Source organism: Planctopirus limnophila DSM 3776 (assembly GCF_000092105.1).
In the GTDB taxonomy this organism is placed as follows: Bacteria; Planctomycetota; Planctomycetia; order Planctomycetales; family Planctomycetaceae; genus Planctopirus; species Planctopirus limnophila.
Window position 1 is genome coordinate 5,223,608 of record NC_014148.1, and the last position, 18,873, is coordinate 5,242,480.

The 18,873-nt window shown below is 53.8% G+C and carries 15 protein-coding genes; 4 read left to right on the plus strand and 11 right to left on the minus strand.

The annotated features are described in order from the left end of the window. The first annotated feature begins 49 nt into the window (after nucleotides 1–49). Nucleotides 50–643 (plus strand): DUF4269 domain-containing protein, encoded by a 594-nt coding sequence (locus PLIM_RS20925; RefSeq protein ID WP_013112312.1) that lies wholly within the window; start codon nucleotides 50–52, stop codon nucleotides 641–643. Here PLIM_RS20925 and PLIM_RS20930 read toward each other — a convergent pair. Together PLIM_RS20930 and PLIM_RS20935 are read right to left on the minus strand one after the other, a co-directional pair. After that, nucleotides 635–4,282 (minus strand): spermidine synthase, encoded by a 3,648-nt coding sequence (locus tag PLIM_RS20930; protein WP_041402413.1) that lies wholly within the window; start codon nucleotides 4,280–4,282, stop codon nucleotides 635–637. The two genes, PLIM_RS20925 and PLIM_RS20930, sit on opposite strands and share 9 nt — an antisense overlap. A gap of 202 nt (nucleotides 4,283–4,484) precedes the next feature. Then, nucleotides 4,485–5,561 carry a substrate-binding domain-containing protein gene (locus PLIM_RS20935; RefSeq protein ID WP_041404022.1) on the minus strand — a complete coding sequence of 359 codons (1,077 nt, stop codon included), beginning with the start codon at nucleotides 5,559–5,561 and terminating at the stop codon, nucleotides 4,485–4,487. 25 nt (nucleotides 5,562–5,586) lie between these two features. Here PLIM_RS20935 and PLIM_RS20940 point away from each other — a divergent pair, with 25 nt between their 5' ends. The 3 genes from PLIM_RS20940 to PLIM_RS20950 all read left to right on the plus strand — a co-directional run bounded on the left by PLIM_RS20940 (nucleotide 5,587) and on the right by PLIM_RS20950 (nucleotide 9,291). Then, complete coding sequence (locus tag PLIM_RS20940; protein WP_196349495.1) at nucleotides 5,587–6,123, plus strand: hypothetical protein; 537 nt, start codon at nucleotides 5,587–5,589, stop codon at nucleotides 6,121–6,123. A 64-nt stretch (nucleotides 6,124–6,187) separates the two neighbouring features. Next, complete coding sequence (locus PLIM_RS20945) at nucleotides 6,188–7,153, plus strand: DUF1559 domain-containing protein (RefSeq protein ID WP_013112316.1); 966 nt, start codon at nucleotides 6,188–6,190, stop codon at nucleotides 7,151–7,153. A gap of 359 nt (nucleotides 7,154–7,512) precedes the next feature. Further along, nucleotides 7,513–9,291 (plus strand): hypothetical protein, encoded by a 1,779-nt coding sequence (locus PLIM_RS20950; RefSeq protein WP_148227214.1) that lies wholly within the window; start codon nucleotides 7,513–7,515, stop codon nucleotides 9,289–9,291. A gap of 97 nt (nucleotides 9,292–9,388) precedes the next feature. Here PLIM_RS20950 and PLIM_RS20955 read toward each other — a convergent pair whose 3' ends face one another. The 9 genes from PLIM_RS20955 to PLIM_RS21005 form a co-directional block, all read right to left on the minus strand. Further along, nucleotides 9,389–10,216 (minus strand): OmpA/MotB family protein, encoded by an 828-nt coding sequence (locus tag PLIM_RS20955; RefSeq protein WP_013112319.1) that lies wholly within the window; start codon nucleotides 10,214–10,216, stop codon nucleotides 9,389–9,391. 555 nt (nucleotides 10,217–10,771) lie between these two features. Next, entirely contained in the window at nucleotides 10,772–10,963 is a 192-nt protein-coding gene (locus PLIM_RS20965; RefSeq protein ID WP_013112321.1) for a hypothetical protein, read from the minus strand. A 261-nt stretch (nucleotides 10,964–11,224) separates the two neighbouring features. After that, the gene (locus tag PLIM_RS23385; RefSeq protein ID WP_013112322.1) at nucleotides 11,225–12,073 is read right to left on the minus strand and encodes a peroxiredoxin family protein; all 849 of its coding nucleotides are present in this window, start codon (nucleotides 12,071–12,073) and stop codon (nucleotides 11,225–11,227) included. A gap of 127 nt (nucleotides 12,074–12,200) precedes the next feature. Beyond that, the gene (locus tag PLIM_RS20975) at nucleotides 12,201–12,623 is read right to left on the minus strand and encodes a hypothetical protein (protein ID WP_013112323.1); all 423 of its coding nucleotides are present in this window, start codon (nucleotides 12,621–12,623) and stop codon (nucleotides 12,201–12,203) included. 112 nt (nucleotides 12,624–12,735) lie between these two features. Next, nucleotides 12,736–14,205 (minus strand): PepSY-associated TM helix domain-containing protein, encoded by a 1,470-nt coding sequence (locus tag PLIM_RS20980; protein ID WP_013112324.1) that lies wholly within the window; start codon nucleotides 14,203–14,205, stop codon nucleotides 12,736–12,738. Between the two features lie 193 nt (nucleotides 14,206–14,398). Then, nucleotides 14,399–15,502 (minus strand): DUF1559 domain-containing protein, encoded by a 1,104-nt coding sequence (locus PLIM_RS20985; protein WP_013112325.1) that lies wholly within the window; start codon nucleotides 15,500–15,502, stop codon nucleotides 14,399–14,401. 38 nt (nucleotides 15,503–15,540) lie between these two features. Then, the gene (locus PLIM_RS20990; protein ID WP_013112326.1) at nucleotides 15,541–16,683 is read right to left on the minus strand and encodes a DUF1559 family PulG-like putative transporter; all 1,143 of its coding nucleotides are present in this window, start codon (nucleotides 16,681–16,683) and stop codon (nucleotides 15,541–15,543) included. 21 nt (nucleotides 16,684–16,704) lie between these two features. Then, nucleotides 16,705–17,505, minus strand: a complete 801-nt coding sequence (locus tag PLIM_RS20995; protein ID WP_013112327.1) for a DUF4198 domain-containing protein — start codon at nucleotides 17,503–17,505, stop codon at nucleotides 16,705–16,707. A gap of 419 nt (nucleotides 17,506–17,924) precedes the next feature. Continuing rightward, nucleotides 17,925–18,788: a hypothetical protein gene (locus PLIM_RS21005; RefSeq protein WP_041402425.1), complete on the minus strand. Its 864-nt coding sequence runs from the start codon at nucleotides 18,786–18,788 to the stop codon at nucleotides 17,925–17,927. Nucleotides 18,789–18,873: the final 85 nt, after the last annotated feature.

Below are 18,873 nucleotides of genomic sequence, written 5' to 3' on the forward strand. Positions count from 1 at the left end.
ATGGTGGTGTAATCGGGATTCCTGAATCGGTCAATAAGAGGTTACAGCCGTGAACTTGCGATTCTCTCTCGACGAACCAGAATCATTTGGCCCATTACCTCGCCAGCTCGAAGCGGCCCGAACGTTAGCAACGCTCGAGCTCGCTCGGCTTTTCAAAGATTTCACACCCGTTCTGGCAGGGACGATTCCCCTCGCGATCGATCTCCCGGAAAGTGATCTCGATATTCTCTGCTTTGCACCCGATTTAGGATTCTTTGCAAAACAATGCCAGAGTCTGGCTCCCAGACTGACGGACTACCGCGAACGTCAGCTGGTACTTCGCGGCATCCCGTCGTTCGTCGCCAGTGGCCGATTTGAAAACTTTGAACTGGAAATCTTCGCTCAGCCAGTCCCTGTTCCTGAGCAATGGGGCTATCGCCACCTGCTCATCGAAGCGAGGTTACTAAAACTGGCTGGCGAATCATTGCGTTTACGAATCATCGAGCTCAAACAGGCAGGTCTGAAAACAGAACCTGCGTTTGCCCATGGCCTGCAATTACCCAGCGATACGTTGCCTGGCGATCCGTTTGCAGCACTCCTGGAACTTGAAGCTCTCGACGATGAACAGCTCTGTGCGTTGATCGAGCATCGACACTTATTTTGAAGCAGGTTTTACTGCCGAAGGATCCTTGAACTCGGGAGTCGCACTGCGCAGGTTGTTGCGATACGTCTCCAGTGGTTGCAACAACATACGATCCAGCCCCTGCAGGCGTTTTTCGCAATCGGCATGATCGGCAGCCCCAGCCAGAGCCAGTTGATCCAGCGTTTCTTTCCCTCGCCGGGCGACGAGCAGGCAGGCATCGATATCCCGCAATGTGAGCCGGATTGACTTGAGTGTCTGGGATGTCCGCAGGTTCCATCGATTGCGCATCGTGTGCATCAGGCTCAGGATCAGGTCATAGCGTGCTGCGTCATCCACAATCGTCTCGGGATGATCGAGTACCATTTCCAGGGCCACTTGCACATTTCGCACAGAGCTGTCAAAGCCCGGTGCAAAGTAGACCAGATGGAGTCGATGACGCAGTTCTTCGGCCCGGGCCTCTTTCCCGCTGCGATGCAATAACTCGGCTACTTCCTGATGAATGAATGGCGACAGGAGGGGATCGTAGGCCTCTTCAAACTTCAACAGTTCGGGGACTTCAGCCGCAGGATTGGGCGAACGAATCGCCTCTCCCAGATGTTCGAAGTAATCTTTCCGGCGGGCATAATCGGGGAGCATCCCCCCTTTTAGAGCCTGAGCCGTAGCCAGACGCACGGTGGCGACTGGTGGCTTACCCAGGCGTTCCTTGATGACTTTGCGATATTCCCACCACCACGCTTCCGGATGATCGTTGATGAGATGCCTCTGAGCGACGATCTCTTCGAGTCGACGAACCAGATCGGGATCTTCACCATCAAACCCCATTCCTTCCATCAGCAGGCTCAGCCTTCGATAGACGACAGGCGGAGGCTCTTCACCCGAATCGGGATCCACAGGGATTGGTAAAGGGGGATAAACCGGTTCCGTGGAACGCGGAGCACTTAACAGAGCCTGTGTCTGTTGCAGCTTGGCTCCCCAGCGCATCGTTTCGATGGGTGTCTGCCAGGCCAGATGATTGGAACGGATCGTGTTTGCCTGGGCATGCCGGAGATGAATTTTGGAATCCGTGCCATCGAGTTCACCCAGAGCCGCATCATCGACGAGGGAAAGTCCAGCCAGCATGGACCAGTCCCAGCCCGCCTGAGCCAGAATTCGCCGCATTTGTGGCGATTTGATCCGCGAGAGCAGCCCCTCGCGTACCAATCCTTTGGAAGAATTTGTGGCGATCCAGACAGCCTCTCCGGGGATGCCGGTCTGAACGAGAGTCACTTCGCGGAAGACCGATCGCAGCGTGCGGGAAACATCCACCAGCACCTGCGGTCCATAATCCACACATTCGAAACGCTGGCAGAAGATGCCATCATCTGTGAGTCGGTCAGCGCATTGCAGATAATGCTCGCGTGTCAGACTGGCGGAACCACGATCGGTCGATGAGAGCAGCGGAGCCGAAATCACGACGTCGAAGCGATCCTGCAGGCTCGACACACCCCAGACCGGGTCAACACCGTGAATTTCGAATCGCTCGTCAATCTCTGCACCCAGAGTGCGTAATACGTTGGATTGCACAGCCTGAAGACCACTGGCATCTCCTTCCAGACATGTCACCTGCAAAACCGGCAGGTCAGATAGCGTGACCAGTGGCAAACCAGACCCTGCTCCCAGAAGCAGGACGTGCCGGGCTTCGTGATGCAGTGCCAGAGGTAAGGTTGTCAGTATCAGTTCGGGAACAGCCTGTGGAACGACACCTGGATCGCGGCTTACAGGTGGCAGCGGCAGCCCATTAACACGCGTGACTTCTTCCAGAAATTTGGTACGCCAGCGGACCATCGTCCCATTCTCGGCATGCTCGACCTCGACCAGACGACTGTCATCGAGCGCTGTGAGCATGTCCGAAGAAAAGCCGGCATGCCAGGCCACTGAAGCCGATGTCGAGAAGAGGGCGCGGGAGTTCCATGCTGATGATTCGCGACTGACAGACCAGGGGAGCGTGGCCAACAGGCCTGCACCCACCACGATCGAAAACAGCGAAGCCATGCGTGTCGATAAGGCCAGATGACCCGATTGCATCGCGAAAGATGAAGGCGACACAGCTTGCGTTTGGTGGCTGCTTGAGGTGACCTCGTCTTCAGCACACCTATTCCCAATCAGTGGCGACATCCAGCCACGCAGCATGCGAGGATTGAATACCAGAGGCATCACAGAGACAGCCGCCAGGGCCCAACTGCAGACCAGGAGCAAGCTGGCTGGAGTCAACACGAAGCGACCGATCCATTGAGCTGTCAGCCAGCCAGTGGCAGACAACATGAGGCAGAGCAGCGTCATGGAACCCAAACGCCGTGTGGTGGCACAACCCATGAGCCAGCCGACAGGCCAAACCATGATCATCACAAACGACATGCGAATCAACCAGACACCGGGCGACCAGCTCACTGTTGCATTTGTCCACAGGAGCAGTTCTGTCAGTGCTGGCAGTAATACCAAATTCAGGGCAATCGCGATCACACCTATCCAGATCATGGCACTGGTCGAGATGTCGATTGATTTGAGATCTTGACCAGCCATCCCGAAATCTGCCTGATCTGCTATTCGCTTTCGGCGAGAGTTCATCAAAGCCGAAAGTGCCCAGCCACAGATTCCCCCCAGGGCCAACCCGGTCATGACGAACGTGCCGGTGGGGATGCGGTCGTTCACCAGTCTTTCCATTCCCCAGGCGATACTTCCCGCAAGAATAGCAGCCATCAGTAAGAGGCTGTGATTGATCCAGCTTGTCTCCAGCAGATTATCTGTGGTTCGGCGGCTGGTATGACGTTGTACATGAGCTGATCCAATAACCTCTGCTTCAAGGCTCATCCAATAACGAATGGCAGGCATGCCAGTTGCCAGCCCTGCCAATCCCAGCAGAATAGACGGAGACGCGCCATAAGCGAGGAGGGCAGCACTGATGCCCATGCCAAGGCTTATGCCACAAGCTATCCACGCCGGGGAGAGCAGAGATTGCCGAGGGAAAGATTTCGATTCCTCACCTGTGACATTGAAATTTACGGAACTGAGTTCTGGAAAGACCATGGACCGAAGCTGTGCCAGTTCTCGCAATGACCAGACACACAGGGCACTGGTGAGACCCAGTGTGGAGATAGCCACCAGGAACGCCACCGGGATAAAGCCCCATCGTTGAGACAGAACTTCCACAGAAAACAGACCCGGCAGCATCGCGGGTACGCTGTACCAAAGCGGGCCCAGCCAGAACCAGACGCAGGTGGCCAGGAGGATTGCTCCCAGAGGTGGCGAGCCTGCGAGCAGGGCTTTCCAGAGAGGTTTTTCTGGGGAAGAGGTTTGCTCCAGAGATGAAGCAGCACGTCGAGGTTGAACACGGGCCAGACTCCCCAGGCCAGCACCCAGGCAAATTGCCACAAGCGCGCAGGATCGCCAGGGTTCGAGTACGCCCCAGGTGGCAATCGCCGCCTGCAGCATTAACAGACCACCGGTGCCTAAGCCCCAGAGTGTGAGGAATTCCCCACGATCGATACGACTCCAGAGGGATCTCAAGAAGTGGATTAAGCTGCCAAAAATCTGCCTCGACAGGTTTGCGAGCCGATACCTGTCAACCCGTGGATTGGATGAAGAAAAGCCACGACTTTGAGGCTGTATGGGTTTGGCGTCCATGCCTGACCTTTGGTTGATTTCAATCAATGCCACAAGGCAAAAGGCGCAGCCTTTGCCCGGAAATTTACAATTAGGCCAACGTTCCATGTTGACCTGAGCGGCAGAATCTACCGGAATTTGTTCAGGTTGGGAAGATAAACCATCTGCAAGGATACTGAACAAAAAGTCAGTTCATCCGATCAGAATAGGGCTGCCCACGAAATTAGCGATGAGTCACCATGTAGTGAGAGATTCCACCAGTTTCTGAAGTGTCATAACCCGGAAGCTGTGCCATCACCTTGCGGTACGAGGTCGATTGCACTACGCGAATCAGGCATTGTACTCGATCATCATCAAAGTAAGCCTCCGGAATACAAAGGTCATAAGCTTCCTGCTGCACGGGAAGAAAGTCGAGACCTGCTTCTGCACTCGCCAGTTTGTGACAGATCCCCGCATTCACAAAACCTGATCGAATCGCTTCGGCGACCGCACGATGGTTATGGACTTCGTGGGCGGGTTTTTTCTTGCCATGGAACAACTGATCGAAACAGCGGCGGGCTCCCGAACCTTGTTCGCGCCCGACCCATGTCAGACGGCTCTTCTGAATACTTACCAGAGTTTTTAGTTTTGCAGCAGGTTGAACAGCAACCCCCTCGTCCCAGTTCGCAAGTCTTAACAGGGCGAATCCTTTGTCGAGCGATTCCCGGGCGAGTTGGACATTTCCATCCGGTGTCTCAGGCGACGAAAAATGCAGGCCTGCCAGATGAGCTTTGCCCTGCGCGACCAGATCGAGAGCAGCCCGACTGGATCGTGGAATGACCAGGAGATGCATTCCGGTATCGAGAGCAAATTTTTCTGCAAGCAGGCCTGCTGCGGGATCGCACCCTGCGAGAACAAGTGTCCGGGATGGATCGTGGTTCGTCTCCTGAGTGCCAATAACCGGCCAGGGTGTGGTGACGGGTCGTGCGGAGGCGGGGTATTGAATCAACTCCCCGCCGACTTCTGCCAGAAAATGAGGTGTTTCGTCTGTCGATGTCTGCCAGAAGGAAGGCGGTTGCCAGGCCCAGACGGGTCGTTTTGGCGGCATGTTGATTGGGGAACTGTCAAACAGATCTTCAACGCTGGCCCCCAAAGTTCGTGATAACGCCAGAGCGGCTGCAACAGATGGAACCAGTTTGGCACCTTCAATCGCAGTCACGGCAGTACGAGAAATTCCCGACTGCTCCGCGAGCTGCTGTTGTGTCAGTCCTGCCAGAAGCCGGAATTTGCGGACTTGATTCGCCGATATCGGGTATGTCATGATCGTGCCATAAGATGTCAGTATAATGACTGAACTGGGAATGATCTTATCAGTGGTACCCGCCATGCTGTCACAAAGTTCAAACTTTATCGCCCTAAATGCTCAAAAGCGTCGTCGCGAGATCACAACGCACTGGCTGACCTGGATGTTGTGCTGTCTGGGATTTTTATTGGCACACGGAAAAGTTGGTGCGGCAGATGAACCATCAATTGACAAAACTCCGCCGGTCAAGATTCAGCCGCAAGAGGCCCGGAAGTTTATCGGGCAGAACGTGGAAGTGACGTTCCTGGTCAAAGCCGCCAAATACTCGGAGAAACGGAAGACGGTCTATCTCGATTCCGAAGCAAACTTCCATCTCGAAACGAATCTGGGAATTGCCATTGATGAGCAGGGGATCTTCCTCCTCAAGGATGTCGAGAAAATCGAGTCACCAGCAGATCACTTCCGTGGCAAAGCGATTCGAGTCACAGGTTTTCTCATTCTCGAAGACGAGCGGCCATATATCCGAGTGACGAGTTCCCGCCAGATCTCAGTCATTCCTCAGCCTGCTCCAAAACCGTAACTGCAATTGCCATTCAGGTCATTGGTTCCTTAAGCGAAACCATCGCAAGCTGTGGAGTATGGGAATGTCGCGCAAGGCATTTACACTGATTGAACTGCTCGTGGTCATAGCCATTATTGCCGTGTTAATTGCTTTGTTGCTGCCTGCGGTACAACAAGCTCGCGAAGCGGCCCGCAGGACGCAGTGCCGCAATCAACTCAAACAATTGGGCCTGGCCGTTCACAATTATGAATCTTCGTTCGGGTGTTTGCCTCCCGGACAGATTCGGATCGATTTTGCCACATCGCCACGCGTGCGCGGCTGGTCGTTGTTTGTGCAGTTGTTGCCTCAGTTTGACCAGGCGCCGCTGTACAATTCGTGGGATTTTGCTGATCCCCTAGCCAATGCGAATGGGGGAGCGAGTTCACGAACAGCCACCATCTTGCCGATGTTACTCTGCCCTTCAGATATCATTCCTCAAAATCCGGTGGTTTCATCGACGCGGTACTATGCCATCAGCAGTTACGGTGGGAATGGTGGTTCTCAGACACACCCACCCGCGGCCATTCGAGGAGATGGCGTGTTCGCATCCAGCGGTTCTTCAACGCCGACTTTCCCGCTGGTACGAATCAAAGACATTACTGACGGTACGACAGCAACACTGCTCTTTGGCGAACGTAATCATGTCGATCGCAACTACGATACGTATGCGGCTCAAGGTTCCACCTGGGCTCTCGAACCGATGGGACAGTACGGCTGGTGGGCCCCTTCCGGCGGTATGTTTGGATTGAGTGATGTCACTCTCAGTACACTTGCACCTGTCAATTATTCAATTCCCGTTGCTTTCGGGCAGGCTGGTGCGGCCGATCAGACGACGTTTGTCAACGACTGGGATCCAAAACGTGTCGGGGCCCTGGGAAGTCAGCACACCGGGGGTTGTCATGCGGCGTTATGCGATGGCTCCGTTCGATTTCTGTCTGAGAACATGGATCGACTGGTGCTGGTAAGATTAGGCACACGCAGTGGCGGTGAGACTATCGGTGAGTTTTAGACATTCGAAGCCGTGATGAGCATTGCGATGGGCGTTCTCTTGCAGAAATTGGGACTTTTCTTTGGCTGATTGGCATCGAATGACGAGTTTCGAGTGAAAATTCCCGGCATTGAACTCGGGACTGTTGCCTGTCTTAGGGATGGCGGGCACGATAGAAGGTGCTTTTATTGCCCTCGCCCGATTTTTCAGTGAAAGTCAATGCTGTGGTTCACGGTTCGAACTTCGCTCACCGCGGTACATTTTATTCTCACTCCCATCGTCAGAATGAAACTTTCCCTCGGCAGTCGTCAGATGCTTTTCATTCCGCATGGTCTTCTCATGCAGCGTCCAGCAATAGATTCTGGGGCAGTTCGGTTCAGTTGGCCCACATGGTCAGTGTCTGGAGTTTCGCGATTCTTTGCCTGATCGTATTGAGTGGGTGCCCTGCCAAAACCCCTGTCAACAAAGAGAGCGAACCATCGGCCCAGGCCGACAAATCGGTTGGTACTGCCCGGCAGACCGCCAAAATTCTGGACGGAGCCCTCCATCAGTTACGGCCTGAAAATCTGGGCATTGATTCCGATTTGAAGACAGCTATCCCTGTGCTCAATACGTGGATCAAGATCCGCAAGGAATCAGAAGCTTTGCCGACCGTTTCTGAAAAGACGTTAGCGTTCTTCGGTGAAGCTCAGAAAGAGATACTGGAATCGGTCATCTTTGATAATGCCGACGGCACTCACATTCGCGACTCGATTCTCTTTGACGAAGTCGCAGGACATGTCACCACAGGTGCCAGCAGCGATACCGAGCGTGTGAACCGCGTATTTTTCTACTGTCTGAGAAACGTCAGCCTGCTGAGCGAAAGTGAAGAAGAGCTGCCACTGGGCGCTTACGACAGTTTGTTTCTGGGACGTGGAACGGCGTTAGCCCGGGCCAGTGTGTTTTTTGAAATTATGCGGCAACTACGCATTGATGCGTTCGTGCTCGCAGAAAAACCAGTCGATGCTCTGGGCGAAGAGTGGTTGATCGGTGTGCTGGTCGATGGAAAAGTACTGGTCTATGACCCGATCATTGGCTTGCCGATTCCACCTGGCAAATCGCCTTCACTGCTGGTGAACCAACCTGTGGCGACATTGGCAGAACTGGAAGCTCATCCCGAGTGGTTGGCTCTCCTCTCGCCACGTAAAGATCAGCCTTATCGTCTCAGCACAGAAAGTGTGGCCAAGCTTAAACCGATGGTTGTGACAGATCCCCGCTGGTCGGCCCGGAGAATGTTGTTTCTGCAGGAATCACTGACAGGAAATAACTCTTCGCTGGTCGCACAGGCGCTCTTTGGTGGCGAAGGCGAGCCGGGATTGTGGGATCGAGTATCTGGCAGCCACTCCCGTTGGAAAGAGTTACCACCTGTTGCCTGGCCATATCCTGAAAATCGGCTGCAGAAAATGGGCAAAATGACACCCACGATGGCACAACTGCTGCAAGATTCTTTCCGACCCTTTGAAGCACCCGTCGAAATGGTGGTCGATCCGAAAACAAAGCAGATGTCAGTGGGTTCCTCGCTTTTTCGCCAGTTCCGCACACGAATTTTGCAGTTGGGGGGAGAATACTCCCAGGCGATCTCTGCTTATGTGACAATCCGGCAACTTTCGGCAATACCTGGTGCCTATCCACCGAATATTGAGCGAGTGCATTTGATTGCAGCCGAAGATGCCTTTTTCTTCAGTGCCATCAGCAAAATTGAAGATGGAGACATCAAGGGTGGCGTGGCTTTGCTGACGGAATACATCAATCGATACCGCACCAGAGGACGATGGCGATCAGTTGCCAGAGTCGCGTTGGTCGATGGCATGCTCGAACTGGGCGACCTTAAGGGAGCGAGAAACGCTCTCGATCTGCCGATTTCGCAGGATCCTTATCGCACCTTGGTGACATTGATCAAGAACTCGCTGCCTGCCGCGAATGAGGCGGAATCCAAAGCTCCAGCAGGCGAAGGTCAACCGGCGGCGGTTAAGCCTGCCGACAGTCAGCCTGTTGAAACAAAACCAGCCGCAGCAAAAACAGAACCAGCAGCAGACAAGGCCACCGAACCACCGGCGACGGAACCCAAACCAAACGAACAAAAGTCCGAAGAACCAAAGCCAGAAGAAGCCCGCAGCTGAAGCCTTATCAACACAAATCGGTTAATGATGCAGTTCTTTGTATTTCAAGGCGTTCGTGCTGAGTTCCTGGAGACGTTGACCGGTTCTATCTTCCCGATCAATTGTTCGCACCACCTGATTCCCAGCCAGCAACGACTGCATCAGGAGCGAGGACGAAGATCTCGACGCGGCGATTCTTCTGGCGATTCTTGTCGTCGGAATTAGGTGCCAGCGGTTGGAACAGGCTATACCCTGCAGCACCCATCCGCTGTTCAGCTAAACCCGATTTTTTGAGTGCCAGCACCACCGAGTTTGCGCGATCGGTCGAGAGATGCCAGTTGGTGGGATGTTTATCAGCCACCGCCTTCCGCGAGATGGGTTTGTCGTCAGTATGCCCGACAACCAGCACCTTCAAATGTTTGGAATCAGCACTGTTCATAATGCGGGCAAATTCCTGCAACAGGGCGTAGGCTTCGGGTCGAATCTCATCACTTCCTGAGGCAAAGAGCAGATTCTCCTGGAACTTGCTGACACCCGTCTGAGGATCAAATTCGAAATCGGGGTATTTGCGGCGAAGCTCTTCCATGCGTTGATTGGCATCTGTCGAGAGTGGGTTTTTCGAACTGCTGGTCAGCATGTTCTTGACTTTGTCTTCCAGACTCGAGTTGGCTGCCAGCATGTTATCCACCCGCTGATTGGCGAGTTCGAGTCCATTGCGAAGTGTCGCGTTTTGCTGTTCGAGCTGTACCTTTTCAGCCATGAGTTGAGACAGATTGCCCTGGAACTGATTGCGTTCCATCGCCAGTCCCTGGTACTGCTGGTAGAGCTGACGGGAGTGCAGCTGGCTCTGGCGCAGCATCCTCTTTTCACGGCAGTGACAGCCGCTCTGCATCGCGACAACGAGGCAAAGAATGGCGAGAACGAAGCAACGTAAATACGGGCCCATGGAAGGACTCCTGAGACGACAAACTCAAGATCCCGGCAGTCTTCAGTCAGACAGAAGGCTGATTTTCCGGAACAGGTTTACCAATGGATGGAAGGCGAAAGGTTGGACAGGAATTGAGGAATACAGGCAGGGATCAAAGTGAGAGCAGAAGGCGAGAAAGAAATGAAACTACAGCCAGAGATGGCGGATAGCTTTCGATGATGAACAGGTTTGATGAACAGGAAAGGTGAAGGCGTAAGCAGAAGAGAATTCGGAAGCAAGAAGACGAGAGATGAGGAGGGTGAAAGGCATTAACTTGAGTCAATTTTCGAGGCCAGCGGCCAAAATGACCGATCTGGTAGAGCAAGATGTAAGAGAATCGGCGGATTTTGCCAAGTCGAGTTCTCAAGAAACTCGCCAGTGTGAGATAAGCTCTGATTTTCCAGCGATTTATGCCGATCGATGGCAAGATGTCTTTACGTGACCCACAATAAAAAGTGGGCCTGGCAACGAATTGACAGACCCACTTTGGGAGTACGAGTGCTGATCACTCAGGATTTTGTCAAATCCTGACGATTAGCGGCTGCCACGGAACCACTCGCGGATCCGCTCGTTTTTGCGGCGTTCGAGTTCCATCAGGCGGGCAAAGAATCCTGTACGGGTGGTACGGTTGTTGACAACTTCCATGCGGGCGTCGGCCGCTTCAATCTGGCCACCCAGAACGAGGCTGGCGGACATGACCAGAGCAGCAAAAGCAGTGCGAAGCATTGAATTGATTCCTTAGTTCGATCCATCGATCTCTTCTCGGCGATTCATGCCGAAAACACAGTGGGAATATCGACGTTTTGTCCATTCGTCTGAGAATCCCGTTGCTGATCAAGCTGCTAAACGACTTGTCCCCTCACCAAAATGTCGAATTTGCGGGTTGTAATGACACCCGTCATGCGGTGTCTTGCAGCACCTAATTCATTGCCTGAGAATCTCTTAAGGGTATTCAAGTAAAGCAGCGAGCCTTGGGGCAAACTGGAATCAGGTCTCGTTGGGCGACTTATGTTCTGGAGATGACTGCTGCGAGAATTCGTTGAGCATGAAGAGCAGCGATTTGTTGTCGAGGAACGGCTTGTAGCCGAAGGTCGAAAAGAAGACCTTCCCGGCGGGATTGATGAGGAAGGTTCCATGTTTCAGATCGGACGGACGTTCAGCCGTTTCCGGGATAAAGACTCCATACTGCTGGGCAATCTTGTTCTCAGGATCTGACAAGACGGTAAAGTTGAATGCGCCGTATTCCTCAAAGCGGGCTTTGGTCTCTTCGGGGGGATCGGCACTGATCGCCACGATCCGGGCACCCAGTTCCTGAAAGTACTTCAGGTCTTCCTGAAGTCCAAAGAGTTGTGCGACACAATGACTGCAGTCGTAACCATAGTAAAAGACAAGAACGACCGGGCCTTGAGCGAGCGTTTCCTGCAAGGAGACCAGCTGCCCTTCGTGGTTCTTTAACTGGAAATCTGGGGCCGGCTGCTTCAGCAAAGGATGGGGACGCGATTCGGCCACAATGAACTGTCCATCAGCCAGCAGTTCACGCAAAGGTTCGGAGAGCCTGGGCTTCTTGACCGCCTCCAGGTAAGCCTCAGCATCCTGTTTGATGTTCCCCGTGGGGATCAACCCATACTTGAGACAAATCTCCCGGCACTGCTCCAGCACCTGGAGAGATGCGCTTTGAGAAGGGGTCGGAGTGAGCAGATGATAGGTAAAGATCACCCCATAGAAGCTCACGATCACCGCTGCAATGACAAGAAACACCCTCCGACGAAAACGGGTTTGCTGCTGTCGTAGAAGTGCCGTATTTGAGGCTGAGTCAGGAGTGTCAATCGTAGACATAAAACGTTTCCCTGGGTGTAGCCAGTTGATGAATGACAATGATCATTCTTCAGCATGACAGTTTCAGCAAATGAATGAACAGAGCTCGGAGAAAATTCGTAATCGATCGCTTCCAGCCAGGTCGTAATTACTTCGTTTGAGTATTGATATCGAGATCAATCACTCGATCTGTGGGCTTCCAGTTCAGCATAATCGTCGAGGTTTCGGGCTTAAGAAATTCCTTTCGAATTCGCACAGGGGCTCCCGCCGACTCGATGGTGCACTGGTATTCTCCCGGGGGAAGGCTTAAGGGGCCCACCGCTTTCGGCTGAACCAGTGCAAACCAGCCATCGTCGCGGGTGGTGCCAAACCCGCAAAGTCGGAAACTGCTGCCCTCTTTCTGGTAGAGCGAGATTTGAATTTCACTGACTGTTTGCCCATCCAGACGGAGAACACCTTCGGTACCGCCGCTAATCGGCTGGGGGCCACAACCGTGGAAAACTGTGGCCATCATCAGGACAAGACAAACGGCAATCTTCCTGAGGTTTGAAATCGTGACTGTCGAATACATGTCAATTCTTCTTGGATGGGGATGAATACTCATGGCATTGCATTGTGCGGCCATTCTCAAAGAGGGCTGGCGGTTTGTGGGTTTCGTTTTCAGCATGTGTGGATTGAACGAACTAAGAAGCCAGCCCCAGCCAGTTTCGTAGTGGTGGAATTCTTCTCAGAATGACTCGTTCAATCAGCAGGACAGCCAGCAGCGAGACTCCGAACATGGGGAGCAGAATCCCCAAAAGGATCACGAAAAGCATGAAGGGTAGGGCAAAAAGGACTTCATGACGCATCGCGATTTTTGATTCGGCAGGGGCACCTAACGTGCTTGGCGCTCGTCGTCGCCACCACATCAGTGGCCCCGTACAGGACAACAGGATCAGGCCAAGAGCCGTAAGTAAGCCGAGAAGTTGATTGGGCCAACCAAACAGTCGTCCTTCATGGAGGGCAATTCCAATACTGACAACGCGATCAATCCAGTGACGATCAGAGAAAGTTTCGCGAGAGAGAATCGAACCTTGCATGGCGTCGATTTTCAGAGTCTCCCGCCAGGGACGATTCGCAGTCATTGATTTCACGGTCCAGGGCTGTCGCTCAGAAGCGGGTGGAGTCAAGATCACGGGATGTGGCAACTGGAGCGGCTCCACGACTTGTACAACGAGTGGCAACTGCGCCAACGTTTCGGGCGAGACCGGGGCGGCATTTCGTCTTCTGTTCGAGCGATCCGACTTTGTGGGAGATTCTCCGGCGTTCGAGCTGGATTCTCGTGAGGCATGCCCGGCATGTTCGCCATCAGCAGTTGTGGGAACGGTGGGTGATGCCTGTTTGGCCCCGGAAGTAACGGGTCGTGTCTGAGGGTTCTCCGAGCGATTCGACCAATCCTGCTGTGCGACGGACGTGCCCGTGAGCTTGCGGATCTCACGGAAGTAATCACCCCAGAAGTGAGACCATGGCAAACCGGAAACCAGCAGAATGAGTGCAAAGGCGGAGATCCAGAATCCCGTGACTCCATGCAGATCGCGGAGAAAACGCTGCCTTCCACTTGTGAAACGAGGGTAGAGAATCCCGCCGAAGCCACGCAGATGACGGGGCCACCAGAGATAGAGTCCCGTAAGAATCATGATGATTGTCCAGGATGCAGCGAGCTCAACCAGATGAGAACCGTCCTCTCCAAGCATCAGTTCACCATGCAACCGGAATATCTGGCGCATGAGTCGATCCTGTTCGGGAACTGCATGCAAAATGGCCAGCGTCTGTGGATGTACATAGATCCGCCAGTTCTTGCCGGCATCGCTGACGACAATTCGACTGGCATGATGGGGTAAGACGGGAAGCTCATAAGAAACAAAACGACTCTCTGGCTTTGACGCGAGAGCCGCTTGAACTTGCTCTGACAGACTTGCTGGCTGACCAGTCAGCACCAGATGGTTGTATGGCTGATCGAGCCAGTCTTCGATCTCGGCTTTGAAGAGATAGACGATTCCCGAGAGTGACAGAATGATGACAAACGGGACCGTGAAAAGCCCTGCATAGAAGTGCCATCGCCAGACAGTGCGATAGGCAGGCAATGCATATCTGAAGAATTCGCTGGTAGACATCTTCTTAATCGACCTCTCTTCGGAAAGCAGATCTCAGCCCGGCCTTCCCACGCAAAAAAACTGTGTACAACGGCATGCACCAGGATGAGGCATAGGCCTTGCTCATATACTTGAAAAAGTCTATGAGAAAGGGTGCTGTTCTCTACATCTGGTTATGTAGAGAACAGCACCATCAGCAAGCCCTGTTCAGTGACTAGAACTCACCCAGAACCTCACCACCGTTGGTACTGTGAAGTCCACGATGAATTCGGGTGTCAATGTTGTCACCCAGGAAACGTACTGTGCCATCGCCCATGAGTGCATGCGCCCCGCCCACGTGGTAGCTGCGCGGCCCAAAATAGCCGGTAAAGTGAGTCACCACATCAGGAATACGGCTATTCGGTGTGCTATAGCCATTTGTGAGCGTACTGATCGCTCCTGAATGTGCCCAGGAGGTCCCACGGCCTCGCAGAGCCAGACTGGCGGCTCCTCGCCAGTTTGTCATGGTAGGCCATACCGCATTCAGATCCGGGTTTGCGATAAAGCCCTGGGCATTGGCAAACGATGACCAGGCCCCACCCGTGGGAGGCATCCCTTGAGACGTCCCGAGTGTCGTACCTACACCTGTAGAACCATTCATCGTGAGCTGATAAGGAAAGGGGGGTAGGGTACCCGCCGGGAATGTGACATCACTTCCGGTACTACGAACCGACTCACTCATGAAAACGGTGTTCGACGTTCCATCAGTGACATCGCGCATGCGGACATTGCTGTTTTCATAGACGATGCCGTCTGTCTTCCAGCGAAGGTCGTAGTTGGTGCCTGTGCCGCTACCATAACTGACGAAATAGTTCGTACCGGCATAGATCGCACCGCCGGCACCAGTATTCTGGGTTGGCGCAGGATCACTGGGGCAGAGCAACATGGCGAGAGGAGTTGCAAATGCGGCAGCAAAGTTTGGGTTGGGCACCAGGCTACTAAATGGCCCGGTAAATGCTGGTTGAGTAAAGTCCAGAGTATTCTGGAGGACAGCCTGATCAAAGTAAGGGAGTAAACGGGCTTGTGGCGAGAACCCCTGGGTATTTGGCAGGTAATTCTGGGCATTCACCATGGGGAGCATTGTAAAGGTGCTCTCATAGTTATGCAGTGCGAGGCCGAACTGCTTGAGGTTATTACGACATTGCGTTCGTCGCGCCGCTTCTCGCGCCTGCTGAACGGCTGGCAACAGCAAAGCAATCAGGATGGCGATGATCGCGATCACCACCAGGAGCTCAATGAGTGTAAAGGCTTTTCGAATTTGTGAGGATCGCATTGACATGAAACGTTTCCTGTAAAGATTTGAATCGTAATGTTGACTTAGAATTCGCTGACGACTTCACTACCAGAACGTGTGGCAATGTTCCGCCAGATCGTGGCGTCGATGTTTTCACTGGTGAATCGAACTCCCCCATCGCCCATGAGGGTATGGACACCGCCTGTATGCCGACTGCGGGCGGCCTTGAAGCCTTGCGCCACCCAGAAGTAGCAGTCGTAGCGCCGGCTGTTCGGTGTGAAGTAGTGGTTGTAAGCGGTGTTCTCGTACGCCTGACCCGCCCAGACTCGATTTCGACTGGCCACGAAGCGGGCGATACTCGCGGGCCTCGCCTGATCACAATTGGCAATTGTCACACTCGTGGGAGGGCTGACCAATGCCATATGCGTCTGTGCATCAGGACTCTCAGTAGAAGCCGGGTCGGCACCACCAATCCCTAATAGACTTTCGGAGCAAAGAACCGTGTTCGATAAGCCATCCGTACAATCGGCAATCCTTCGCCAGGAGATGGAACTGAATAGACCATCGGCACGGTCGTCGCTCTGACCATCATCACTGATATCGGCCACATTGTTTATCCCAGAACCCATGCAGGCCATATAGTTGGAAGGAGCAGAGTCAATCACCCCTGTGGGACTAGAAACATAGTCCGAGCGATCACTCGGACAAAGATAGGTCGGAATCTTTGTCATGATCGTATTGACGTGCATGGCACGTGGCGGCTGGCCACCTCCGGGCGGATAGAGGGACCAGTTCAGATCCAACTGATTGAGCGTGTTGGCCTGATCGACGTAAGGGAGGATATACGCCAGGAAACTCCAGCGCATCGTGGTGCTTTGTGCGACGTTGTTGTGTCCGTTCCAGCCGCAGGGAAAGCGGCCGAATGTCGATTCATAGTTGTGCAGAGCGAGGCCAATCTGCTTGAGATTGTTACGGCACTGCGTTCGCCGGGCTGCTTCCCGAGCCTGTTGAACGGCGGGAAGCAGCAGAGCAATCAAAATGGCGATGATCGCGATCACCACCAGGAGTTCAATGAGTGTGAAGCCTCGGTGACGAGGAGTATCAGGAACTTTCATAAAGAGGTCTTTCTCGGGATCAATGTTGTATAGATAGTCACTTGACGACCGGCGCACTTTGAGTGAGTAGGTTTCTACCCTGCGGCCGGAGTGACGGTATGAACGATACATGCCAAACTCAGCCTGCAATCATCAGCGGGCGATGTTCAGCGTGAGTGTGGCGGCGTAGTGAGAGCGTTCGTACTTCTCACCGGTTTCGTCATCAGCGGCATGATGGACGACGACCAGGTAGTAGTTGGCTTCCGCCGGTGTGAACGTGGCCTTGCCAGAGGCATCGGTCTTGCGTTCAAAGTTTGGGTCAAAATCGGCGGCGAGCTCTGCACCGCGGGGGATAAACGACATGGTCGCATCGGCCAGCGGTTTCCCCTTGAGAAGCACCTGAACTGTGATCGGCTCGCCCGCCTTGGCTGTGGCCGGATTGCTCTGCGGTACCAGTTCGATGGGCTGGCCCAGCGGCTTCAAAGGATCGACACCTCCAGCCTTTTCACCGACCTGGAAGTAGCATTTCGCGTTGCGATAAGCGCGCGTGGTGCCGTGGATCGTATCGAGAGACTGAGCAGCGACATAGAGGCCCGGCTGATGGGCGACCTGCCGCACCGACCAGAAGCCTTCTTTTGCGGCATTACCAATATCGGCCACGCGCGACTTGAGATCCTGCTGGTTTCCATCGGGTGAGATCAGGTCAAAGCTGACCTTTTCAATGCCGATCTTGCTGGCGAGTTTGAAATCGCGGTGTTCGTTGCCGTGATTACCGAGCATGAGATCGATATGAACCACTTCGCCGGGAGCTACCTGGGCGACATTGGTCTGAACCCAGGTATCGTGAGCGCTAGCGATGGTACTGATAGCCGCCACGCTTAAAGCCAGAATGGCATGTGCCAGAATCGAAGTCGCACTTGCCTTATGATTGATCATCATTAACGAAGCCAGCATACAACCCTCCTCGGGTATTGAGATGTCAGTGAAATTGAACGAACTCTCAGGCCATGCAGAGCAAGACCATTCGTGAACTGAGACTCTCGGGGCAGAAAACGACCAACACGCACAAAGCGAGTGCGGTTCAAGCCATCAGAGCGTCTGCCCGGGGCATCCAGAATGGGGCGGTTGATGGGCTATTCATTGCCCATCAACGCATGGACGATCTCGTCTCGTGTGAAGCTCAATTGAGAGCGCAGCGAGTGCCAGCAGAGCCGAAACTGCGCACCAGGTCGAGATTCAACGATGGCGTTACATTGCGGATAAGGCAGGCTTGCTCAGAGCCGCAAGCATGGCACTTATCTTCGCTGGAACGCGAAATCGATTGAGGATCTTCGGCGCAGTAAGGCACACGGAATGAGATCGTGAGAGAGCGTTCAACCGGGAGGAGAGAGCCGGTTGTAGAAGACTTCACAGGGAATTCCCTGCGAAGGAGCGAAGGTTGACTGATGTGGTGACCACGGTTGCCACGACATGGCGATCGGTGGCGTGGTCAGGGGCTCTGTGAGCATGGTCCACATGGAGCCGGCACCTTGACACTTCAGAGTATCTAGCCACGGTACCGATGAAGTTGGTGCCGATTCTGGCTCAGACAGCGACGACTTCTGGGCCTGCAATTGACTTGCTGATGGATTTGCGGGTGAGGAGGGAGCACAGCAGGCAGGCTTGCTGGCAACAGGAACGGGCTCTGTTTTGGTGCCTTTCTGAGTGACCGAGCAACAGCTTGAAGAGGATGTGTTCTTAGTTTCTACAAGAATTGTTTTCGCAGTCTTCGGGGGAGTCAATTCGACGGAAGATCTGCGTGAGCAGAGAGTGCCATCGTCTCCGCGAGCCGCCTGCATGCGGAGTTCGCGTAAGGAAGTCGAAATTTGCGATCCGTGGGCAGATGTTTTTTCGGCAGTGTTTTGCAATTGGGACGATCTGGTTTTTCCCATAGAACAGCATGAGGAAGCCTGGGAGGGAACTGGTGGAGTTGGCTTCTCCACGAGAGCTTCCGGGAGGTGCATGCCATTGAGCTTCGCCCAGAGTTGTCGTTCCACGGGTGTATAGCAACAGCAGTTTTTCCAGCATTGCGTCGCCGAGGCACAGCCACATTTGTGACCTGCGCAAGGGAATGCGCCGCCGGACATGAGACTCAGCGAGTTGGTCGAGAATCCCCATGCGCCGATGCAATAAGAGACAATGAGCAGGACGCCAGTGAGTTTTCTTCGCCAGTCGCCAGTGGCCAGTTCCCGGATCATTTTTTGACCGGCACCCCATACGACTAGACAGAATGAAACGAAACGTTCACTCGCAATCTGGCATCGATGGTGGGTTGAAACCAAC